This window comes from Microbulbifer sp. S227A, from assembly GCF_049800935.1.
The window spans coordinates 241,301-263,207 of sequence record NZ_JBNAFZ010000009.1 but is presented as its reverse complement, the minus strand read 5'-3'; the positions used below and the strand labels follow the sequence as shown (position 1 = coordinate 263,207).

18 protein-coding genes are annotated in these 21,907 nt (G+C 59.5%); 7 read left to right on the top strand and 11 right to left on the bottom strand.

Annotation, left to right across the window (positions count from 1 at the left end; genetic code table 11):
- Window positions 1-18: 18 nt before the first annotated feature.
- Window positions 19-1,308 (bottom strand): TolC family protein, encoded by a 1,290-nt coding sequence (locus ACP15R_RS20440; RefSeq protein WP_224868165.1) that lies wholly within the window; start codon window positions 1,306-1,308, stop codon window positions 19-21.
- A gap of 669 nt (window positions 1,309-1,977) precedes the next feature.
- Here ACP15R_RS20440 and ACP15R_RS20435 point away from each other — a divergent pair.
- On the top strand, window positions 1,978-2,367 hold the full coding sequence (locus tag ACP15R_RS20435) for an acyl-CoA thioesterase (protein ID WP_077407834.1): 390 nt from the start codon (window positions 1,978-1,980) through the stop codon (window positions 2,365-2,367).
- Between the two features lie 53 nt (window positions 2,368-2,420).
- Here the strand turns inward: ACP15R_RS20435 and ACP15R_RS20430 are convergent, their stop codons facing one another.
- On the bottom strand, window positions 2,421-3,554 hold the full coding sequence (locus ACP15R_RS20430) for a TRAP transporter substrate-binding protein (protein WP_224868169.1): 1,134 nt from the start codon (window positions 3,552-3,554) through the stop codon (window positions 2,421-2,423).
- Window positions 3,555-3,659: 105 nt separating this feature from the next.
- The gene (gene uvrD, locus ACP15R_RS20425) at window positions 3,660-5,876 is read right to left on the bottom strand and encodes a DNA helicase II (RefSeq protein ID WP_224868171.1); all 2,217 of its coding nucleotides are present in this window, start codon (window positions 5,874-5,876) and stop codon (window positions 3,660-3,662) included.
- 295 nt (window positions 5,877-6,171) lie between these two features.
- On the opposite strand from uvrD, the gene hexR reads away from it, so the two are divergent.
- Window positions 6,172-7,026, top strand: coding sequence for a transcriptional regulator HexR (gene hexR / locus ACP15R_RS20420; RefSeq protein ID WP_010130290.1), 855 nt, complete (start codon window positions 6,172-6,174; stop codon window positions 7,024-7,026).
- Window positions 7,027-7,264: 238 nt separating this feature from the next.
- The gene (locus ACP15R_RS20415; RefSeq protein ID WP_224868172.1) at window positions 7,265-8,509 is read left to right on the top strand and encodes a multidrug effflux MFS transporter; all 1,245 of its coding nucleotides are present in this window, start codon (window positions 7,265-7,267) and stop codon (window positions 8,507-8,509) included.
- A 9-nt stretch (window positions 8,510-8,518) separates the two neighbouring features.
- Here ACP15R_RS20415 and gstA read toward each other — a convergent pair whose 3' ends face one another.
- The 5 genes from gstA to ACP15R_RS20390 form a co-directional block, all read right to left on the bottom strand.
- Window positions 8,519-9,118, bottom strand: a complete 600-nt coding sequence (gene gstA, locus ACP15R_RS20410; RefSeq protein ID WP_224868173.1) for a glutathione transferase GstA — start codon at window positions 9,116-9,118, stop codon at window positions 8,519-8,521.
- A 58-nt stretch (window positions 9,119-9,176) separates the two neighbouring features.
- Window positions 9,177-10,148 carry a glutathione S-transferase family protein gene (locus ACP15R_RS20405; RefSeq protein WP_224868174.1) on the bottom strand — a complete coding sequence of 324 codons (972 nt, stop codon included), beginning with the start codon at window positions 10,146-10,148 and terminating at the stop codon, window positions 9,177-9,179.
- A gap of 33 nt (window positions 10,149-10,181) precedes the next feature.
- Window positions 10,182-10,586: a DoxX family protein gene (locus tag ACP15R_RS20400; RefSeq protein ID WP_077407850.1), complete on the bottom strand. Its 405-nt coding sequence runs from the start codon at window positions 10,584-10,586 to the stop codon at window positions 10,182-10,184.
- Between the two features lie 168 nt (window positions 10,587-10,754).
- On the bottom strand, window positions 10,755-11,759 hold the full coding sequence (locus ACP15R_RS20395; protein ID WP_224868175.1) for a Gfo/Idh/MocA family protein: 1,005 nt from the start codon (window positions 11,757-11,759) through the stop codon (window positions 10,755-10,757).
- A gap of 37 nt (window positions 11,760-11,796) precedes the next feature.
- The gene (locus ACP15R_RS20390; protein ID WP_224868176.1) at window positions 11,797-12,684 is read right to left on the bottom strand and encodes a LysR family transcriptional regulator; all 888 of its coding nucleotides are present in this window, start codon (window positions 12,682-12,684) and stop codon (window positions 11,797-11,799) included.
- Between the two features lie 149 nt (window positions 12,685-12,833).
- Between ACP15R_RS20390 and ACP15R_RS20385 the strand changes: the two genes are divergently transcribed.
- From ACP15R_RS20385 to ACP15R_RS20370, 4 genes are all read left to right on the top strand, one after another.
- Window positions 12,834-13,712: a pirin family protein gene (locus tag ACP15R_RS20385; RefSeq protein WP_224868177.1), complete on the top strand. Its 879-nt coding sequence runs from the start codon at window positions 12,834-12,836 to the stop codon at window positions 13,710-13,712.
- 100 nt (window positions 13,713-13,812) lie between these two features.
- Window positions 13,813-15,135, top strand: a complete 1,323-nt coding sequence (locus ACP15R_RS20380; protein ID WP_224868179.1) for a cation:proton antiporter — start codon at window positions 13,813-13,815, stop codon at window positions 15,133-15,135.
- A gap of 86 nt (window positions 15,136-15,221) precedes the next feature.
- The gene (locus ACP15R_RS20375) at window positions 15,222-17,114 is read left to right on the top strand and encodes a monovalent cation:proton antiporter-2 (CPA2) family protein (protein WP_224868181.1); all 1,893 of its coding nucleotides are present in this window, start codon (window positions 15,222-15,224) and stop codon (window positions 17,112-17,114) included.
- 73 nt (window positions 17,115-17,187) lie between these two features.
- Window positions 17,188-18,114 (top strand): alpha/beta hydrolase, encoded by a 927-nt coding sequence (locus ACP15R_RS20370; RefSeq protein WP_224868183.1) that lies wholly within the window; start codon window positions 17,188-17,190, stop codon window positions 18,112-18,114.
- Window positions 18,115-18,135: 21 nt separating this feature from the next.
- On the opposite strand, the gene ACP15R_RS20365 is transcribed toward ACP15R_RS20370, so the two are convergent.
- Genes ACP15R_RS20365 through ACP15R_RS20355 form a run of 3 tightly spaced genes read right to left on the bottom strand, consistent with a single transcriptional unit; the run spans window position 18,136 to window position 21,906 of the window.
- Window positions 18,136-18,939 carry a glucose 1-dehydrogenase gene (locus tag ACP15R_RS20365; protein WP_224868185.1) on the bottom strand — a complete coding sequence of 268 codons (804 nt, stop codon included), beginning with the start codon at window positions 18,937-18,939 and terminating at the stop codon, window positions 18,136-18,138.
- Window positions 18,940-18,957: 18 nt separating this feature from the next.
- The gene (locus ACP15R_RS20360; RefSeq protein WP_224868186.1) at window positions 18,958-20,292 is read right to left on the bottom strand and encodes a c-type cytochrome; all 1,335 of its coding nucleotides are present in this window, start codon (window positions 20,290-20,292) and stop codon (window positions 18,958-18,960) included.
- A gap of 6 nt (window positions 20,293-20,298) precedes the next feature.
- Window positions 20,299-21,906, bottom strand: a complete 1,608-nt coding sequence (locus ACP15R_RS20355; RefSeq protein ID WP_224868189.1) for a GMC family oxidoreductase — start codon at window positions 21,904-21,906, stop codon at window positions 20,299-20,301.
- Between the last annotated feature and the right edge of the window lies 1 nt (window position 21,907).

Here is a 21,907-nt window from a genome sequence, read left to right as displayed (position 1 = left end):
AACTTTGCGAACCGATGATTATTTGAGGCTGGCGTCGAGGTCGACGGCGCGGAAGTAGCGGATACGGGCCAGAGCGCTGAAGTAGCCGTAGGTGAGCTGCGCGGCGCTGATCTGGGTCTCGATGTCGTCCATGCGCGCGGCGATGGCCGCTTCCAGATCCGCGGTATTGCTGGCGTAGCCCCGCAGCACTGCGTCTGCGGTAGCTTCCGCCTGCGGCAGTAGGTACTCACGGTACTCCGTGCGGCGGCGCTCCAGCGTCTGGGCCATGGCCACGGCCGCGTTCAGCTCGGCGTGCAACTGACGCAACAGGCTTTGGCGCTGCAGGATGCCCGCGCTCTCGCGTGCACGGCTGGCGGCGAGTCGGCGGTCCTGACGATTCTGGCGGAACAGCGGTACATCGAACGACACCATCACACTGGCGAAGTCTGAGCCATCACTCATGGGGGTCCGCTCGCGCTGGCCGTAACTGAAGTCGACACCGAACTGGGGCTTGTAGGCCTCCTGGGCCAGTGCCACATTGGCCCGCTCTGCAGCCACGCGGGCACTGCTGGCCGCCACCGCCGGATGCTGCTCTACCAGCACCATCGGCACCGGCAGTGACTGCCCCACCAGCCAGTCGCGGGTATTCCGCCAAGCCGGCGGTGCTGGATCGAGCGCGCCCCAGGCAGCATCGCCAATCCAGCGGCTGAGGGTGCCGCGGGCGCGATGGATCTCGCCCTCCACCGCGGCAATGCGATCGTCCAGTCGCGCCAGTGCCAGCTGCGACTGCAACAGCTGCTGGGACTGGATCTGCGCGCTGGCCAGGCGCGCGCGGTTGTAGCCCACCAGCTCCTGCATCCAGCGACGGTTCTTCGCCAGCAGTTCACGCACCCGCAGCTGCTCTGCCACGGCGAGATAGGCCAGCGCCACGTCTCGTGCGAGCACCAGTTCCATGTCTGCGGCACCCGCATAACCGGCCTCTGCAGTATTAGTACCGCGCTCGCGGGCGAGTATCGCGGAATCCCCGCGGGGCAGCTTCTGGCTGATACCAATGACTTTCTGGGTCATCGGCTGATCGTCAAAAGCGAAGGTGTCGGTGGGCAGGTTGGCAATCCCCAGCCTTAACATCGGGTCTGCCCACTGGGCGTCCGCCACGGCGGTTTCCGCCGCCGCATCAGCGGCGGCCAGAGCGGCCGCAGTCTGTGGATCCTGCTGTTGCGCGAGTTGGATGGCGCTATCGAGGGTCAGTTGCGCCCGCGCGGGCAGGGCAAACGCACAAATCAGCAGCGCTGGGACCAGGGGGCCCAGAGCACGCAATGCATATCCCATGGAGTAATCCTGTCTGTCTGATGTCTGGTCGAAGCTCCGACCGTAGGATTCAGCGCCAAAAAAGGTGCTGATGGAGAAGCATCAGGCGCTTATGGGGGGGCGCAGCAGGTTGCGCTGCGATGCAGCGAGGGGGGAGGGGGAAATAGATTGGAACAGTGCGGCAGCCGCAGGTCCGGTGCTCAACCATTCCTGTGCCAGGGGTGCAGCCGCGCCGCAACCGCCGACAGCGCAAGTCAACTGGCAGAGTTCCGCCGACGTGTTGTCGCCGGACTCTTCGCAACACGGCATATTATGGTGATCGTTGTCAGGCATGTCGCTCGCAACATGCTCCGCGCTGCCCATCATCATGGCGTGTTCTGCGTGGGAATCGGCACCCGGGTCGCAGGCAGGACTCATCCCCAGCGCCAAGCTCTGGAAGGCGAAACCCCACACAATCACGATTAGGACCAATTTCCGCATGGACTAATTCTAAGAGACCAAGCGGGAAACCAGCAAGTCCCCGCCCAGAACGAAGGGTGGGTGCCCGATGTATCCATTCGCAAAACAAAAAAGACTATCGAACTGCACTGGCTAATTAGTACGCAGTTTGTGTTAGAATGCGCCACCCGATGACGGTGACCGAAAATCCACCGCCGGGCCAATAAGTCTAAGAATTTGTGAGCACCCGTGATGTCCGCCATTGATGAAGAACCGCAACCAAGCGGAACCCTGACCCTGCAGACCCAGTCCATGCCTCGGGATACCAACCCCCAGGGAGACGTTTTTGCCGGCTGGCTGATGTCGCAGATGGACGTCGCCGGTGCCATCCTCGCCCAGGGCATTGCCCGCGGCCGCGTGACCACCGTCGCCGTCGGCAGCATGGTATTCCTGCGCCCGGTACCGGTTGGCTCCACGGTAAGCTGTTACGCCGAAGCGGTGGAAGTAGGCCGCTCCTCCATCAAAACACTGGTCGAAGTCTGGCTAACCCGGGTAGACACCGGTGAGCAGGTAAAAGTGACCGAAGGCGAGTTTGTGTTTGTGGCCATTGACGACCGCGGCCGCACCCGCCCGCTGCCGTAAGCTTCGCAGAAGCCGTTAAAAAATGACAAAAAAGGGGCCAAACGGCCCCTTTTTTAATGCTGATTGATTTCGCGCGTCTTGTAGTACGCCTCTTCACTAATCCGGTGATACGGAATTACCTGCGCTTCAAAATCCTGGAAGGCCTCATACACCCGATTGAACTGCGGATCTTTGGCCGCGGTTTCCTGCATGATGCCTTGATTGATTTCCTTCAGGTGCGCGATTACCTCGTCCGGTAATTTGCGCAGCTCCACACCGTGCTCTTCCACCAGCTCCTTGAGGGCGCGGTTATTGCGCGCGGTGTATTCGTCCAGCATATCCTGGTTGGCATCGCGCGCGGCGACACGCACGATGGCCTGCAGGTCTTCTGGCAGTTTCTCGAATGCGGTTTTGTTGATCAGGATTTCCAGCACCGAGCCCGGCTCGTGCCAGCCCGGGTAGTAATAGTATTTGGCGATCTGGTGGAAGCCGAAGGCGAGGTCGTTGTAGGGGCCAACCCATTCGGTGGCATCGATCACGCCGGTTTGCAGTGCGGTATACAGTTCACCACCGGGAATGGTTACCGCAGTACCGCCGGCGCGGTTCAGGACTTCGCCACCGAGACCCGGGATACGCATCTTCAGGCCCTTCAGGTCGTCGACGGAATTGATTTCCTTGTTAAACCAGCCCGCCATCTGCACACCGGTGGAGCCGCCGGCCATGGGGATCAGGTCAAACGGCTCGTAGAGTTCTTCCCACAGTTCGAGGCCGCCGCCGTAGTGCAGCCAGCCATTCATTTCCTGGGCATTCAGGCCAAACGGCACCGCGGTAAAAAACTGGGCCGCGGGGATTTTGCCTTTCCAGTAATAGGCCGCACCATGGCCGGCCTCCGCCGCACCGCTGGATACCGCACCGAACACGCCCATGGCGGGCACCAGCTCACCGGCACCAAACACCTTGATCTTCAGGCGGCCGTTGGACATGGCATCCACGTTCTTGGCAAAGCGCTCGGGGGCGCTGCCAAGGCCGGGGAAGTTCTTCGGCCAGGTGGTAACCATCTTCCACTCAAAGCTCTGCTGGCCGGCATTTTCCAGCGCGGTAACGGTGTGCTCTTGATCCGAGCGGGAAATCACCAGGCTGCCAAACGTCAGCACCAACAGGGCAAGCAGGCCCAAGATAACGGGGGGATACCAGTTTATTTTTTTCATGTCCGTTTGAGTTTTTATTGTGTATTGGCCCCGGGCATCTGGCCCGGGGTGGTGGATGCGGGTTCACGCACCCTAGTTTTCAGCACTCAACGCTATTAGAAGAACTTACAGCGGCTGCAGCTTGGCCATGGATACTACCAGCCATTTGCTACCGGCGTCGTCGAAGTTGACCTGTACGCGCGCGCGCGGGCCGGAGCCCTCGAACTGCACGACGGTGCCTTCGCCGAACTTGGCGTGATCCACACGGCCGCCCAGTGCCAGCGGAGGCAGGTCATCGTCGAACTCCGGGGCCGGATCGGAGAACTGGCCCACTCGCCCATAATTAGGCTGGAACAGCGGTTTGGAGATTTCGGTTTTCAGGCGCACCTCGTGGATATACTCCACCGGAATCTCGCTCACAAACCGCGACGGCTTGTTGTAAGTCTCGCTGCCGAACAGGCGACGGCTTTCCGCGTAGGTGATGTACAGCTTCCGCATGGCGCGGGTAATACCCACGTAACACAAGCGACGCTCTTCCTCCATGCGCCCCGGCTCCTGAGCCGACATTTTGTGCGGGAACAGGTTTTCTTCCACACCGGCCATAAATACCAGCGGGAATTCCAGGCCCTTGGCGGAGTGCAGTGTCATTAACTGCACCGCATCTTCAAACTCGTCCGCCTGACCTTCGCCGGCATCCAGTGCGGCACTGTCGAGGAACTGGTTGAGCAGGGGGGTTTCCTCCTCGTCTACCGTTTCGCCGTCGGCATCGGCGGTGGGAATACCGTCGAAGCCGCGGCAGGCGCTGACCAGTTCCTGCAAGTTCTCCACGCGAGTCTGGCCCTTCTCACCTTTTTCCTTGCCGTGGAATTCGATCAGACCGGTCTGCTCGATGGCCAGCTCGGCGATATGGTCGAGGGTCTTGTCGGTGCTCTCTTCGTCCAGCGCGTCGATCAGGCTGAGGAAATTCGCCAGCGCATTGCCGGCGCGGGCGGCAAGCACCTTTTGCTGCAGCATTTTTTCTGCGGCGCTCCACAGGGAACAGCCGTGCTCACGGGCGAACGCCCGCACCGTATCCACGGTGCGCGCACCGATGCCGCGCGTGGGCGTGTTGACGACCCGCTCGAATGAGGTGTCATCGTGGCGGTTGGTCATCAGGCGCATGTAGGACAGCGCATTCTTGATTTCCATGCGCTCGTAGAAGCGCTGGCCACCGTAAATGCGGTAGGGCACCTGCTCACGCAACAGGCCTTCTTCCAGCACCCGCGACTGGGCGTTGGAACGGTACAAAATGGCAATGCTGTCGCGGCGGTTACCGTCGCGCACCCAGTCCTGAATGCGCTCGACAATAAAGCGCGCCTCGTCCTGTTCGTTGTAGGCGGAATACAGGGAAATCGGCTCGCCCTTGTCGCCCTCGGTCCACAGCTGTTTGCCGAGGCGGCCGGAGTTGTGTGCGATAACCGCATTGGCGGCGTTCAGGATGGTGCTGGTGGAGCGGTAGTTCTGCTCCAGGCGCACCGTCTGCACGTCCTTCAAATCCGCTTCGAAGTGCTGGATATTCTCAATCTTGGCACCGCGCCAACCGTAAATGGACTGGTCGTCATCACCCACCGCGGTAATGGCACACTGGTCGCCAGCGAGCAGGCGCAGCCACGCGTATTGAATGGTATTGGTATCCTGGAATTCGTCCACCAGGATAAACGGGAAGCGGCGGCGGTAATGCGCGAGGATGCCGTCGTTGTTCAGCAGCAGTTCGTGGGCGCGCAGCAGCAGCTCGCCAAAGTCCACCACGCCGGCGCGCTGGCAGGCCTCTTCATAGGCGCTGTAGATACGCACCATGGTCTGCAGCCAGGGATCGCCGGTCAGCTGAATATACTGGGGGCGAATTCCCTCATCCTTCTGCGCGCCTATCCACCACTGGGATTCCCGCGGTGACCACTTCTTCTCGTCGAGGCCCAGCTCGTTCTGCACCCGTTTGATCAGGCGCAGCTGATCGTCGGAATCGAGAATCTGGAAATTCTGCGGCAGCTTCGCTTCCTGCCAGTGCGCACGCAGCAACCGATGGGCGAGGCCGTGGAAGGTACCCACCCACATGCCAAAGGTGTTTACCCCGAGCAGCTCCTCGATACGCCCGCGCATCTCGCGCGCCGCCTTGTTGGTAAAGGTCACCGCCATAATGGAGTAGGGCGACGCCCCCTCCACCTGCATCAGCCAGGCGATACGGTGCACCAGCACGCGGGTCTTGCCCGAGCCGGCACCGGCCAGAACCAATTGATTGCCCGGAGGCGCGGCCACGGCTTCGCGCTGGGGGTCGTTGAGGGGGTCTAAAAGTTCAGATACGTCCATGGGGCGGATTGTATCAGAGGAAGTGCCATTCACCTGTTTATATGAACAGGTTTTTCGGATCAACATTGGTCGACGATAAGGTGCTGGTGTCGGGTATGCCTGTGCGAGACCTTCCGCGAGAGGGACCTCGCGGAAGAGCCCCCAGGGATGGGTTTAGGGGGGGCGCCTAGCCCGTGCTCGCACAGGCATACCCGGCGGCAGTGCCGCCACGAGAGCACGATCAAGCAACACCAACACTCGCCAGCACCGAGCCATGCCGCTAAACTGCACAACTTGAACCATAGAAGGTGTTGTCGTGAAGCCAGCGGAAGTCACGCAAAAAATCAGCGAGCAGCTGAGTTCCATGCGCAAATCAGAGCGCAAGGTTGCGGAATATATCCTCGCCAATCCGGGCGAAATCATTCATATGCGTATTGTCGATCTCGCCACTGAAGCACAGGTGAGCGAACCGACCGTGGTGCGCTTCTGCCGCGCCGTGGGCTGCTCCGGCTTCCAGGAATTCAAGCTGAACCTGGCCCAGCAGCTGGCTTCCAGCCCGAGTTTTGGCCAGATCGCGGTCACCGAAACCGACTCCATCGCCGAATACAAGCGCAAGGTGTTCGACTCTACCGTCGATACCCTGCTGAACGTGCGCGACAAGATTGACGGGCGCGCCCTGGAAGCGGCAATTTCCGCCATCGCCGCCGCCAAGCGCGTGGAATTCTTTGGCTTTGGCGCCTCCGGTGCCGTTGCCGCCGATGCCCAGCACAAGTTCTTCCGCCTGCAGATGGCCACCGCGGCCCACTCCGATCACCATATGCAGAGCATGTCCGCCATGAGCATGCAGCCCGGCGACGTGGTGGTTGCCATTTCCCAGAGCGGCCGCACCTCCTCGCTGCTACGTTCCATGGAAATGGCCAAGCAGCAGGGCGCCACGGTGATTGGCCTCGGCCCCAGCGGCTCACCCATGACCCGCCAATCCAGCATTCCGCTGGAAGTGGATGTGGAGGAAGACATCGAACTCTACACCCCACTGTCCTCGCGTATCGCCCACCTGGTGGTGATCGACGTGCTCGCCATCGGCGTGGCCCAGCGCAAGGGCCCGCAGCTGCAGGAACACCTGCTGAAGCTGAAGCAGGGCCTGTACAATTTGCGCGAAGAAAAGCACTAAAAGAGTACAAAAAGCGGCTATCTGCTGTGAACGCGCTGCTCTTGGCAGCGCTTATCCCGCCTTACTAGAAAACTACTCACCGCATATTCCCCAGCACCCATGGCATCTGCCGGGCGCGCCCGCTACTATGCCGCCGCCCGCAGGCAATATCTGCCGATAACTATGCTTTGAGCATCGGCTCGCGGGCTCCCACAGGCGTTGCCGCTGTACCCGTAGTTTCCCTATTTACCGGTTTGTTATGCCCCCGAATTTCTTCGACGCCGACGGCCGCCCGCCGCGCTGGCTCGCTCCCTGTCTCGCCGCGCTGGTCGCGCTGACCCCGTTTGCCATCGACACCTATCTGCCGGCGATTCCCGCGATGGCGGTCGCGTTGGGCGTGGAAGTCGCACAGGTGCAGCACTCGGTTTCCAGCTATCTGCTGGGCTTTGCCTTGGGACAGCTGTTTGGTGGCCCACTGTCGGACCGCTGGGGGCGTATTCTGGTGGGCACCATTGGCCTTAGCGTGTTTATCGTCAGCACCACGCTGATTCTATTTGCCAACAGCGTGGAAATGCTGGTGGCGCTGCGCTTCTTCCAGGCCGCAGGCGGCGGGTTTGCCACGGTGATTTGCGGCGCCATCGTGCGCGACCTGTACCACGGCCGCGAGGCCGCACGCATCATGTCGCTGATTGCCACCATGATGCTGATTGCACCGATGGTAGCACCGGTGATCGGTTCCACCCTGCTGACCTTTGGCAACTGGCAAGCGATCTTTATCTTCCTGCTGGTATATGGCTTGGCCATGATGGTGCTGGTACGCGGCATTCTGCCGGAAACCGTGTCGCGCTTTCGCCGTGCGCGGCGCCAGCGCCAGTCCCCGCACAGTATGTTTCAGGGCTACGCGGAGATTTTTCGCACCCCACGGGCACTGGGCTTCTTGTTCGGACAGGCATTTATCAGCGGCTGCATGTTCATCTACATCACCACCGCGCCGTTTGTGTTTATGGAGCATTTCGGAGTCAGCCCGCAAACCTTCCCAATTCTGTTCGGCAGCAGCGTATTGGGCCTGGTGATCCTCGTGCAGCTGAATATCCGTCTGCTGAAAGTCTTCGAGCCCCGTCAGATCCTGCTGGCGGGTATCGCGCTGCAACTGGTGTTCTGTGCCTTGTTGCTGGCCAGCACTCTCTACTACGGCGCGCAGCAACCGCTGTTGGCGTGGATGATTCCGTTGGTACTGGCGATGGCCACCATCGGCCTGATTACACCCAATTCGGCGGCCTGTTACCTGGAGTTCTTCCCCTCGATCAGCGGCACCGCCAATGCGTTGTTCGGCGCGTCGCTGTTTATCTTTGGTGGGGTACTTGGTGGCACCGTGAGCGCGGTGCACACCGGCACCCTGGTGCCGATTGCGGCGGGGATGTTGTGCTGCTCGGCCGCCGCGCTGTGCCTGGTGCTGTTTGTGGCGAAAGCGCGGCGGCCGATCGAGATATCAGAAAGAAAGTGACGTCCCGGGTTAAATCAAACCCTCGGCCTTGAGCGCCTTCTGCACACCCGGGCGCTGGGACATGCGTGCGGCAAACGCCGCGAGCTTCGGCCAGGCACTGGTGTCGATTTCGACAAACTTGCACCAGTTATACACGGTAAACAGGTAGGCATCGGCGATGCAGAAATCGTCGCCCAACAGGTAATCACCCGCCATATTGCCCTCGATATACTGAAAGCGCTTGGCGAGTTTTTTACTGGCCAACGCCTTTTCGTCATCGGTGCCACCCCAGAACAACGGCAGGAAGGTCTTGTGGACTTCGGTGGCCAGAAAGGTCAGCCACTCCAGTACTCTATAGTATGCGAGCGAGCCGTATTGTGGCGTCAGGTTTTTTTCTGGTTTCTGTTCAGCGAGAAACTGTACGACCGCCGGGCCTTCGGTCAGCAATTCACCGCCCTCGAGCAACAGCGCCGGAACCTGCCCCTTGGGGTTGACCTCGACAAAATTGCCACCGCCATCCATCTCCTTGGTTTTCAGGTTGACCTTGCACAGCTCCAGATCGATACCCGCCTCGCAGGCAACGATATGGGGCGACAGCGAGCAGGCGCCGGGCGAATAAAACAACTTCATCAGAGTTCCCTTTTCTGGTTTTGATCGAGTTTATCGCGCCCGGCTCCAGAACCGCGCCTCAGCCGCGACCGTGGGGCGCCGCGTAATCCAGCTCCGGACCCACGGGCACAATGCCGGTGGGATTAATGTTCCGGTGGCTGGCGTAATAGTGGGTTTTGATATGGTGGAAATCCACCGTTTCCGCGACCCCGGGCCGCTGGTACAGCTCGCGTACATACCCCCACAGGTTCGAATAATCCGCCAGACGCTGCTTGTTGCACTTGAAGTGGCCGTGGTACACCGGGTCGAACCGAACCAGTGTAGTAAACAGCCGCCAGTCCGCCTCGGTGATGCGATCCCCGGTGAGGTAGCGATTGTCCGCCAGGCGGCGCTCCAACTGCTCCAGTACCTCGAACAGGCGATGGTACGCCGCCTCGTAGGCCTTTTTGCTGGTGGCAAAGCCTGCACGATACACGCCGTTGTTGACGTTTTCGTATACCAGCGCGTTGGTGGCGTCTATATCGCCGCGTAAATCCTCGGGATAGAAATCCTGGTCATCTCCGGTCAGATCGTTGAACGCAGTATTGAACATGCGGATGATTTCCGACGACTCGTTGCTGACGATGCAGTTGCGCTGCTTGTCCCACAGCACCGGCACCGTCACCCGCCCGGAATAATCGCCGCGATTGCGGGTGTAAACCTCGTGCAGGAATTCGCTGCCAAACAGCGCGTCGCCGCTGCTGCCTTCCTCCTGATTAAAAGTCCAGCCGTGCTCGTGCATGTAGGGGCTGACCACGGAAACAGTGATGTAGTCTTCCAGTCCTTTGAGTTTGCGGAAGACCAGTGTGCGGTGCGCCCAGGGGCAGGCGAGGGAAACGTACAGGTGGTAGCGGCCCTTTTCCGCCGGGAAGCCACCCTCGCCGCTGGGGCCGGCACTACCGTCGGCAGTCACCCAGTTGCGCAGCTGCGCCGCTTCACGCTCAAACTCACCACCGCTTTTGTCGGTTTCATACCAGCGATCTTTCCACTCGCCTTTCACCAAGAGTCCCATGATTGTGCTCCGTGTAGAGGTTGTGGTTGGCGATCAGCGGTTTTTCACTTTCGCCATGGCGTGATCAAAGCTGAATTTACCCGCGCCGGCGCACGCCAGGATCAGAAAGCCGCCGGCGATAGTGATGTTTTTCATAAACATGATCTGCTGCATCTGGTCACCCGGTACGTTATGGAACAGCCAGGCGCTCAATGCGCAGAAGACAGCAAACGCCAGCGCTACCCAGCGGGTGAAGAAACCGAACAGAATCGCCAGGCCGCCGCCCAGCTCAAGCAGAATAACCAGCGGCAACAGAATGCCGGGCACGCCCGCGGCCGCCATATATTCCTGGGTACCCGCGTAGGCGCCAATCTTGCTGTAGCCGGCAACGATAAACATCACCGAAATAAGAATACGCCCAATCAGTTTGCCGAAATCACATAGTGCACCGTTTTGCATAGCAGAATCCTCGTAAATAGCCGTCGAGACGGAAAGTGTATGGAGTGACAACGCTGTTCAGTGTAATTCGACTTTTCGAAACAAAAATCGCAAATTATCGGCACGAATCTACGATTTTTTCGGACCTTGACGTGATGTTTCCCCAGAAGGGATTATTGGAAGCTTTGGTCAACCTCGCCGGCGCTCGTCGACCAGCCCGGCGAGGATCTGGTCCATCACCCGCGAGGCCTTGCCGCCCTCGGCGCCGGCGACCGGGTGGCGCGCTGCGCCATTCAGGTGTTTGACCATGTTTTCGATATGGAAGAACTGGATATTCTCCGGATGGGGGATTGCCACTTGCTCGGACCCGCTGGCACTTTCCAGCACCAGGGGGGCATCGGCAAACACAGAAAAGCGGATGCTGCCGCGACTGCCGTGAATCACCACTTCATCGCCGTATTCGGCGCAACCGAAATTCCAGAAGCCGGAACCGGTGGCGCCACTGTCGAATACCCAGCAGGCGGATACGGCGTCTTCGGCGTCGTACAGGTTTTGCTGGTTGACGGCGATGCCCTTGGCGACGCGAATATCGCCAAGCAGATAAATAAACAGGTCCAGGCCGTGGCAGGCCAGGTCGACAAAGTGACCGCCACCGGATACGGCAGGATCGGTGCGCCAGTTGTAGTCTGCGGATAGGTCCGCGTCAGATGGCAGCCGCGCATAACTCCAGTTGATATGGCGCACGTCGCCGATTTTGCCTTCATCCAGCCACGCCTTGACCTGATTAAAGCGCGGCAGGGAGCGGCGGTAATACGCGACAAACAATTGTGCGTTGCGGCCTGCGAAAGCCGCGGCGATTTCTTCGCACTCGGCGAAATTCAGCGCCATGGGTTTTTCCAGGCAGCAGTGCTTGTCGGCGGCGGCAATTTTCAGCGCGTACTCGCGGTGGCTGCCCGGCGGTGTCGCCACGTAGATGGCGTCGATTTCCGGGTCCTGAATCAGCGCGTCGGCATTGGCATAGGTCTTCGGCACCCCGTGGCGTTCGGCGTAGTCGGCAAGCTTTGCTGGATCGCGACGCATCACCGCCAGCAACTCAGAGCCCTGTACCTTGGCAAACGCGGGGCCGCTCTTCAGTTCGGTGACATTACCGCAACCAATGATGCCCCAGCGGATCGGGCGATTATTTTGTTCCATTTATTACAAACTCTGGTCTCACAATCTCTGGTGTATCTCAGTCCAGTGGCGGCAGGCTTTCACGCAGGGCGCTCAGCAGCATGTTGGCGGCGGGGCCGGCGCAGTCGCGGTCGGCAAAGAACAGGTACACCATTACATTCCTTTCCCAGGGCTCCTCGGTGCGCAGCGGCAACAGGCGGTCGGCACAGAGCGAATCGCGGATGCGCGGCTCGGGCAGCCAGGCAAATCCCAGGCCGCGTTCGATCAGGTCGATCGAGGTGTGCACATTGGTGACGGTAATACGTTCATCGGAGCCAAGCCAGCCCGCGTCCTGACGATTCTTCAGTGCGGAGTCCCGCATCACGATCTGCCGCGTGGCCTTCAAGTCCTCGCGGTTTACCGGGCGGCCCAAGTGGTGCAGGGGGTGATCCGGGTGCGCCACCGGCAGGAATTTCACCCGCGTGAGGGGCTCGCCGACAAAGCCCTGGGGGGAACGGGCAGAGAGGATAAAGTCTACTTCCTGCTGCAGCAGAAGCTCTTCGCCGCCCGACAGTACCGTCTCGCGGATTTCCAGGCGCGTGTGTGGATAGACTTCGGCAAAGCGCTCGACGGCGGTAAGCAGGGCGTCGTAGTCAAACAGTACATCCACCGCCAGGCGCAGCTGGGCTTCGGTGCCGGCGGCGAGGCTGGAGGCGACCGACTCGAGTGCCTCGGCTTCGTTCAGCAGACCGCCCGCGCGGTTCAGCAGCACGCGCCCGGCGTCGGTCAACTCCGCCTTGCGCCCGCGCACTTCCAGCAGGGCGATACCCAAGCTTTCCTGCAGTTTGTGCACCGCGTGATTAATGGAAGACTGGCTTTTGTGCACGGCTTCTGCGGCCTGCGAAAAGCCACCGTATTCCACCACCGCCTGAAACATGCGCCACTGTTCCAAAGTTACCTTGGCCATAGACTTTCCCTTGTCCAATGGGATCAAAACCGATGCGCTCGAAGTGCGCTGCGATTGATCTATCAATTTGTTCGAATATTAGCTGCGATTTTTTGCCATTTTCAGGCGATTTTATCGGCTTATACTGCCGGAAATGGAGGAGCATAACCATGCAAAACGTCACACAGAACAGCGCAAATATCATCGGCATCCGCCCCGCAGCGCGGGTAGTGGCGGGACATCCCTCCGCGGATGGCGCCGGCGTAAAAATTCATCGCGTCGCGGGCTTCCAGTCTGCGGACTTCAGTCCCTTCCTGATGATCGACGAAATCCGCTCAGAAAACCCCGACGACTACATCGCCGGTTTTCCACCGCACCCGCACCGCGGTATCGAGACCCTCACCTATATGTTGAGTGGTGAGTTCGAGCACAAGGACCACCTGGGCAATCGCGGCGCAATCTCCCAGGGGGGCGCCCAGTGGATGCGTGCCGGGCGCGGCATTATCCATTCGGAGATGCCCTCGCAAGGCGACAGCGGCATGCACGGCTTTCAGTTGTGGATCAATATGGCGGCCAGGGACAAGATGGCCGACCCGGACTGGCGCGATGTGCAACCGGAGCAGGTGCGCGAGGTCACCCTCGATGCGCAGGGCTCGATGATCCGCCTGATCGCGGGCCAGTGGCAGGTCGCCGGTGAACCGGAATGCGCGCCCCTGCTCGACACCTCGGCCAGCGCAGCGGTCGCCGACCTGCGCCTGGCGGCCGGTGCCGAGGTCAGCCTGCCGCTGCCGGCAGCACACACGGTGCTGGTGTATATCTACCGCGGTTCACTGGATACCGGACGCGGCGTGGTGGACCGTGGCAACCTGGTGCTGTTCGGCGCAGGTGAAGCCCTGCAGCTGCGCGCCGCTGAGGAAGCGGGTGTGTTGATCCTGCACGGCAATCCGCTGAATGAGCCCATCGCCCATTACGGACCCTTTGTGATGAACACACGCGAGCAAATCGAGCAGGCTGTGCGCGACTACAATAACGGCACCCTGACCGATTAAATTCAGCCGGGATATTGCGCTCGCATTACTGCGCTTTGCAGGGCACGATCCACGCGCCCTGCAAACCTGACGCAATCCGGTATGGAGATTCCGCGCTCACATGGATGTCTATTACACCTTTTGTTTTATTGCCGCGGCCTCCGTTTTCCTCGGATTTCTCAACCAGTATGTACTCCGCACCCAGACCACCATTGCGATTACCGCCGGCTCCCTCGCGCTGTCGCTGATCGTTACCGGTCTCGGCAAACTGGAAATCGTCGAGCTGCGCGACTGGGCGGCGCAATTACTGCCGCTGATGAACCTGGAAGACCTGTTGCTGAAGGGCATGCTCGGCTTTCTGCTGTTTGCCGGCTCCCTGCATATCGACCTGTATATGCTGCGCAACCAGAAAATCGAGATTACCGCACTGGCAATTTTCGGCACCCTGATCTCGACTTTTGTGGTGGGTTACCTGCTGTATTTCCTGTTCGGGCTGCTCGGCATGCCGGTGCCACTGGTGTACTGCCTGTTGTTTGGCGCGCTGATTTCCCCCACCGACCCCATCGCAGTGCTGGCGATCATCAAGAACCTGAGGGCGCCGTCACAGGTTTCGATCCAGGTAGAGGGGGAATCTCTGTTTAACGACGGCTTCGGCATGGTGGTGTTCGCGGTGCTGTATGCGCTGGCGTTCCAGGGCACCGAGCCAACGTTCCCAGCAATCAGCCACCTGTTTATGGTGGAGGCCTTCGGCGGTATCGCCCTCGGGCTCGCCATCGGTGGGCTGTTTCACTGGTTGATCTGCTCCACCAATGATCACAGCCTGGAATTACTGCTCACCCTGGTAATCCCGACCGCGGGCTTTGCCACGGCCAATATCCTCGGCGTGTCCGGTGCGCTGGCCATGGTGGTATCGGGGATCATTATCGGCAACTTCACTCGCGAACACGGTTTCTCGCGGGTGAGCCAACACGAACTGGACAACTTCTGGAGCATCACCGAAGAGTTCTTAAATGGCATCCTGTTCCTGCTGGTGGGGCTGTTCCTGATCACGATCAATTTTGAGCCCATCGACTACGTGATGATCGTCGCCGCGATCATGATTGTGTTGATTGGCCGGATAGCGGCGGTGAGCATTCCCTTCCAGTTCCTGAAACGCCACCGCAGGTACCACCCCTATACCGAACGTATTCTGATCTGGGGTGGGCTGCGCGGTGGTCTGGCGCTGGCACTGGCGATGTCGATTCCGTCTGGCGTTCAGATCGGAAGCGAGGATGGGGGGAACAGCCAGGACTTGCGCCACCTGTGGGTGGTTATGACCTACGGCGTGGTACTCTTTTCTATTGTGGTTCAGGGCTCCACCATTGCCCCACTGATACGCCGCAGTCGCGAAGCGAATTTTTCCAGCAACGCGCCACCCCCGAAAGCGGGGCAACAGGCGCAATAAGCGCAACGGACAATAGACAACCAGCTCCAAGACCACTGGATGCCGGGGGGCATCCATAACCCGCACACACAATTCAAAACAGCGTTATGGCACAAGATAATTTTTTACTTCAGGCCGTCATTTTTCTCGGCGCCGCAGTGATCTCGGTACCGTTGGCCAAACGGCTTGGCTTCGGCTCGGTACTGGGCTATCTGGTTGCTGGCGTACTGATCGGCCCCCACGCCTTCGGTCTGGTGGGCGATACCAGCGATGAACTGCACTTCGCCGAATTCGGCGTCGCCCTGATGTTGTTCCTGATTGGCCTGGAGCTGCAACCCAGGAAACTGTGGGCACTGCGCGGGGCGATTTTTGGTACCGGCGGCGCCCAGGTGCTGCTGACTGCGTTGGCGGTATCCGGGCTGGCCATCGCCCTGTTTGGCTTTGACTGGCGCAGTGCCACCGCGGTCGGTCTGATACTGGCGCTATCTTCCACCGCTATAGTGCTGCAATCCCTGTCGGAAAAAAATTTGCTGAAGACCGAGGGCGGACGCAACGCATTCAGCGTGCTGCTATTTCAGGACATCGCGGTAATTCCCATTCTCGCCCTGTTGCCCCTGCTAGCGACGGTAGAAGTTGCCCCCGATCCCAACGACCTGCAGGGCTGGAGCTACGCGTTCGCGGTGCTGGGTGCGGTGATCGGGCTGATTCTGGCGGGGCGCTACCTGCTGACACCGCTGCTGCGCATTGTCGTGGGCACCCGCACCCGCGAGCTGTTCACCGCCTGCGCGCTGTTGATCGTACTGAGTGCCGCCGCGCTGATGAGCTGGCTGGAACTGTCACCGGCGCTAGGTACCTTTATTGCCGGCGTGGTGCTGGCGGAGAGCGAATTCCGCCACGAGCTGGAGGCGGATATCGAGCCGTTTAAAGGCTTGCTACTAGGGCTCTTCTTCCTGGCGGTGGGCGCCACCCTGGATCTGGCACTGGTGATGCAGCAGCCGTTGCTGTTGTTCGGCTTGTTGCTACTGATGGTGTTGGTGAAGTTCATCATTCTGTTCGCATTGGCGCGCTTCCGCGGCATGGCGAAAGGGGAGGACTGGCTGTTTGCACTGTCACTGGCACAGGCGGGTGAGTTTGGTTTTGTACTGCTGGCCTACGCCAGCCAGAACCACGTGTTGCCGTCGGATGTCAGCAGTATTCTGATCGCGCTGATTGCACTGTCGATGGCGTTCACCCCACTGTTGCTGCTGGCCTACGAGCAATTGATCCAGCCAAAATTCTTCTCCGGCCCGCAGCTACCGGATGTTGCCGACAGTGGCCCGCACGACGACGGCTCGCCAGTAATCATCATCGGTTACGGCCGCTATGGACAGATTACCGGGCGCATGATCAATGCCTGTGGTTTCGAGACAACCCTGCTGGAACACAATGCGGAGCAGTTGGAGATGGTGCGCCGTTATGGCATCAGGGCCTACTATGGTGATGCGTCCCGCGGCGACTTGCTGCATGCCGCCGGCGCCGACAACGCCAAGCTCATCATCCTCACCCTGAGCGATCAGGCGGCATCGCTGGATATCATTGCACGCATTCAGAAGCACTTCCCGCACCTCACCATCCTTGCCCGTGCACGCAACCGCATGCACCAATATGCGTTGATGGAAGCGGGGGTGAAGTATATCTACCGCGAGACCGTCGACAGCGCCATCGAAATCGGCGCGGGCGCGCTGCAGTTGCTGGGACTGTCCAAGCACCAGGCCCTGCGCGCGGCGCGCAAATTCAAACAGCACGACCAGCGCATGCTGGAGTCGCTGTTCCCGTATTGGCGCGATGAATCCCAGCATATTGCCCAGACCAAGATCTATCGCGAACAACTGTTGCAGGCACTGCAGGAAGACCGGCGGGATCCCGACCTGCACCTGGATCACCACTGGGACGACGGCGATAGCAATCAAACGCAGCGCAAGCAGAAGAAAGGAAAAAAGGCGGTGCAGCCGGGGCTTTAATACAGGAACTTATACCGGTGCAATTGATCTGAGCGGGATCATTTTCTAAAAAATTCAATAACGAGACTGCGCCGTGAAAAATATTTTTGCCCGCCTGCTGCTGTGTGGCGGGCTTGCCACGCTGACAAGCTTCACTTCTGCCCAAACGGAAAGCCCCCAAGGTCCCGAGTCCAAACCGTATGCGATCAAACCATACACAATCAAGGGCTCGCAGGTGGTGGATATCCACTCGCAAGCCAACGGCAAAGACTACGAGCTGTTCATCAAGCTGCCGCGTTCTTTCCACAACACCGAGCAGCAATACCCACTGGTGCTGGTCAACGACGCGGACTATGCATTTCCGTTGATCAGCAGTATCACCCGGCAGCTCGGCGACCACGGCAAAAAAATTGAAGACGTGGTGCTGGTAGGCGTGTCCTACTCCAAGGGCGATAACGGCGGGCTCAGCCGCACCCGCGATTACACACCGACCCCATCACCCTATGAAAAAGGTGGCCACTCTGAGGCCGCGCGCCGGGCCTCCGGTCAATCGGCAAAATACATCCGCTTTCTCGCCGACGAGGTGCTCCCCTATCTCAGCAAACACTACCGTATCCATCCGCACAAAAAGATTTTTGTGGGGCACTCCTTCGGTGGCCTGCTCGGTGCATCGATTCTGTTCGATCAGCCCGAAGCGTTCGACTACTACATCCTCGGCAGCCCATCCCTGTGGTACGACAACAAGGTGATCTTTGAGATGGAATCCCGCTATGCCAAGCGGCACAAGGCACTGGATGCGCGGGTGATGATGGTGATCGGCGAATACGAAAACGGTAAACCGCACAGCCATTTCACCATGGTCGACGACATGCTCGCGTTTGAACAGCAATTGGTATCGCGGGAATACGCCGGTCTTGAGGTCACAACCAAGGTGATACCAGAGGAATACCACGTGAGTGTGTTTCCGACACTGATTACCGATGGGTTGCTGTGGGCAATTCCAAGATCGAAACCACTATAGACACAGCATTTTCCGGGGCAGTTACTTCTTTTTCGGTGATGCAGTGCTGCCCGCCAGGATACCGCCGTCGACCACCAGCTCGGTGCCGGTGACATATTTGGACTCATCCGATGCGAGATACAGCGCGGCATAGGCCACATCCATCGGCTCGCCCATGGTGCGCAGGGGAATATCGGCTGCGATTTTCGCAATCGCCTCCGCACGCTCAGCACCCTGGCCCAGTATCGAATCCCACAGCGGGGTGAGGATGGCGCCGGGGTGAATCGAGTTACAGCGAATGCGGTACCCCTGTTGCGCACAATACAGGGCGACCGATTTGGTGTGGTTGCGAATCGCGGCCTTGCTCGATGCATAGGCCGCAGCACCGGGAATCCCCACATTCCCCGAGCGCGAGGACAAGTTAACGATGCTGCCATGCGCGGCCTGTTTCATCAGCTTGATCGCTGCCCGGCAACCCATCGCCACACCCTCCACATTGACCTGGTGGATTTTCTGCCAGCTTGGCAGATTGAAGTTCTCCGGATCAAAGGGACCCTCGGTTTCCATAAAACCGGTTATACCCGCATTGTTGACCAGAATATCCAGCCGGCCGAACTGTTGCTCAATGGCGCTGGAAATTGAATCCCATTGGGACTCGTCAGCCACATCCAGATGGATATAGTGGGCGGCGCCGCCAATTTCAGAGCACACCGCCTGGCCCCGGACATCGTCGATATCGCTGAGAATGACCGTCGCCCCCTCCTGTGCAAACAGCTCGGCAACGGCGCGCCCGATACCTTTGGCGGCGCCGGTAACCAGCGCGACTTTATTTTCCAGTCGATGCATTTCGTGCGACCCCAATAATCAGTTATTCGGTTCCGGCGTTTGCCGGGGAGGTACGGCAAACTGCGCGCGCAAATAATTCATCAGCCTCTTGAGTTGCTCCTCGTCCATTTTGTTGGCGAACCCAGGCATCATTTTTTCTTCACCATCAATGGTGCGGCTAATACCTTCCAGTATTGCCTGACGCAAGTTGTGATCGTCTTTCGCGCCAACGGTTGAGTTCCGAATCAGCGATGGATAATAACCATCCTTGCTGCCGGTTCCGTCCACCCCGTGGCAGGTCGCGCAAAATCCCAGGTACAGTCGCGCACCATCGGCCTTTTTTCTCGGATCAATATCCCGCGACAAGGGGTTACCGCGCAGGATGACTACGTCAGTGGCGGGGTTGCCGAGGCTCTGCCGTGGCATTCTGACTCTGCCTTTTACGGGGGGGATGTCCCGCAGGTAAGTCACGATGGCCGCTATGTCACTGTCGTGCATGTTGGCAAGACTATTTTCGATAGCCTCCGCCATGGAGCCGCCGGCCTGGGCCAGGCGGTTTACATGACCGGTCTTTAGATACTGTGTGAGCTGCTCTTCTGTCCACTTGCCAATACCGCCGATTGGATCCGGCGTAATGTTGTACGCCTCCCAACCATCCAGCACCGGGCCACCGGCGAGGAATCCTTTCTTGGTTTCGTCAAACGCTTTTGCCTGGAAGGCCAGCCCGCGGGGCGTATGACACTCGCCGCAGTGGGCTGGCCCCTGTACGAGGTAAGCACCGCGGTTCCAAGCATCACTTTTCTGCGGGTTCGGCTCAAAGGGTTTGTTGGGTGTAAACAACAAATTCCAAAAATAGAGTGGCCAGCGCGCGCTGAGCAATTGCGGGATTTTGTTTGGCGGAGGTCTTTCATGTACCGGCGCGACGCCGAACAGAAAATAGGCATACAGCGCCTTGATATCCTCATCGATAATCTTCGCGTAGGAAACATATGGCATCGCTGGATACAGGTTGCGCCCATCCTTACCAATGCCTTCACGCAGCGCCCGGTCAAACTCCTGAAGGGTCCAGCCGCCGATACCGGTGGCAATATCCGGCGTGATGTTGCTTGAATACAGTGTCCCCAAGAGCGGCACATGCAGTGCACGCCCACCGGCATACACAGACCCACCCTCTGCGGTGTGGCAGGCTTTGCAATCAGCGGCAACCGAAAGGTAACGCCCCTTCTCAATCAGATCGGCGCGGTTCAGCTCTTTATTCACGGAGGCGGCCGCAGCTTCATCCCAGATTTCTTGCGCAACCGCATGCCAGCCCGCCAACAGACTCCCTGCGAGGGCGATGGTGATTACATAAAGCCAGAGAAGACGCCGGTGCATTGCTGCTCAACCCTCCCTGAGCAGGGTGTCTGCCAGACGCAGGGCAAGCGCGGCAATCGTCAGCGTAACGTTGACGGTACCCACGGAAGGCATCACCGAACTGCCCGCAACAAACAGGTTGGGATGGTCGAAGGTTCGGCAGTCCTTGTCGACAACCGAGTCCGTCGCGCGGCTACCCATAATCGTGGTGCCTGTGATGTGGTTGTTGGGGGCAAAATCGTCGGCAAAGGTGACTTCGCTACCACCCATCAGCTTGGCGATTTCTGTGTAGAGTTCACGGGTATGTGCAGCGCTTTTCACCACATAGTTATCGATCGCGTAGGTAATTTCCGGACGCGGAATGCCGCTGGCGTCTTTTTCAGTGCTGCTGGGCTGAATGCGATTTTGTGGCTGGGGCATGATCTCGTGGAAACTATTGAACTCCACATAGGTGGCGGCACGCTCGCGCAGTTGCTCGGTGACACCAAGTACATCCATCGTCCCAGAATTTCGCAGTACCGCCTCGGTCGCTTTGTGTATCGCAGAGCCGTTCGACAGATGCAGTTTCTTGCCGGCGTACTCGCTGCGAAATGCTCCGTCGCGAAAACCGATGGCCGAGGTCATTTCCTGGGGCCCACGCCCGGGCCACAACCGTTCATCGGCGTAGAAGTGGACGCCGGTGCCCGGATGATCCATCAGGTTGCGCCCCACCATGTCCGAGCGATTGCCGACCCCATTCGGATGGTTGCGCGCCGCGGAAAGCAGCATAAGTTTGGGCGTTTCGATGCCATTCGCCGCAAGCACAAATTTTTTGCCGGTGACACGATGACGTTTGCCGCGCGGGTCCTTGTATTCCGCAGCGACAATTCGGTCGCCCTCGGTCACCAGCCTGTTGACCACAGCGCTGTCAATCAACTCTGCGCCATTGGCCTCGGCTTTTTCCACATGCACGATGCCGTTATACATGGCGCCAATTGGGCAAATCGGCATGCAGTTATTATTGCCACAGCAGGTTGGTCGGCCATCGTAAGGGCGGCTGTTGCGCGCCACCGGTTCCGTCACCACCCTCCAGGCGGGATTGTGCCGGTTCATGCGCGTTTTGAGCCGCGCGTCATTGTAAGAGAGGGGCAGCGGCTGCATGGGGTAGGCCGCGCTGCGCGGCGAACCCAGTTCTTCATCTTTCGGGCCCCACACACCCAGTTCCTGCTCGGCGCGGTAATACCACGGCTCCAGGTCACCGTATTCAATCGGCCAGTCCCGGCCAACCCCATACAGGCTTTTCAACTTGAAATCATTCGGCAAAAAGCGCCAACAGGAAGCCGCCCAGTGCCAGGTGGTGCCACCCACCGCACGAATATACTGTTGCTTGAATTTGTGGCTGCCCTTGAAGATCAGATAGTTGTTGGCGAATTCACCGTACTGCGGATGGGGCGCCCAGCGGGGTGACCGATAAGCGGCCATAAAGTCGGACTTATCCAGCTGGTTGCGAAACCGTTCCACCGTGCGCCAGCGCGCAACGCGCGGCCCCGCCTCGAGAATAACTACGGATTTCCCGGCTCTGGCCAGCTCGTTGGCCACCAGCGCACCGGCCACCCCCGACCCGATTACCACATACTCCGCATCCCTGCTCGCCAAA

Coding starts and splice junctions, on each gene's coding strand:
- ACP15R_RS20440 (WP_224868165.1), bottom strand. CDS start 1,308: ATGGGATATGCATTGCGTGCTCTGGGCCCCCTGGTCCCAGCGCTGCTG.
- ACP15R_RS20435 (WP_077407834.1), top strand. CDS start 1,978: ATGTCCGCCATTGATGAAGAACCGCAACCAAGCGGAACCCTGACCCTG.
- ACP15R_RS20430 (WP_224868169.1), bottom strand. CDS start 3,554: ATGAAAAAAATAAACTGGTATCCCCCCGTTATCTTGGGCCTGCTTGCC.
- uvrD (WP_224868171.1), bottom strand. CDS start 5,876: ATGGACGTATCTGAACTTTTAGACCCCCTCAACGACCCCCAGCGCGAA.
- ACP15R_RS20415 (WP_224868172.1), top strand. CDS start 7,265: ATGCCCCCGAATTTCTTCGACGCCGACGGCCGCCCGCCGCGCTGGCTC.
- gstA (WP_224868173.1), bottom strand. CDS start 9,118: ATGAAGTTGTTTTATTCGCCCGGCGCCTGCTCGCTGTCGCCCCATATC.
- ACP15R_RS20405 (WP_224868174.1), bottom strand. CDS start 10,148: ATGGGACTCTTGGTGAAAGGCGAGTGGAAAGATCGCTGGTATGAAACC.
- ACP15R_RS20400 (WP_077407850.1), bottom strand. CDS start 10,586: ATGCAAAACGGTGCACTATGTGATTTCGGCAAACTGATTGGGCGTATT.
- ACP15R_RS20395 (WP_224868175.1), bottom strand. CDS start 11,759: ATGGAACAAAATAATCGCCCGATCCGCTGGGGCATCATTGGTTGCGGT.
- ACP15R_RS20390 (WP_224868176.1), bottom strand. CDS start 12,684: ATGGCCAAGGTAACTTTGGAACAGTGGCGCATGTTTCAGGCGGTGGTG.
- ACP15R_RS20385 (WP_224868177.1), top strand. CDS start 12,834: ATGCAAAACGTCACACAGAACAGCGCAAATATCATCGGCATCCGCCCC.
- ACP15R_RS20380 (WP_224868179.1), top strand. CDS start 13,813: ATGGATGTCTATTACACCTTTTGTTTTATTGCCGCGGCCTCCGTTTTC.
- ACP15R_RS20375 (WP_224868181.1), top strand. CDS start 15,222: ATGGCACAAGATAATTTTTTACTTCAGGCCGTCATTTTTCTCGGCGCC.
- ACP15R_RS20365 (WP_224868185.1), bottom strand. CDS start 18,939: ATGCATCGACTGGAAAATAAAGTCGCGCTGGTTACCGGCGCCGCCAAA.
- ACP15R_RS20360 (WP_224868186.1), bottom strand. CDS start 20,292: ATGCACCGGCGTCTTCTCTGGCTTTATGTAATCACCATCGCCCTCGCA.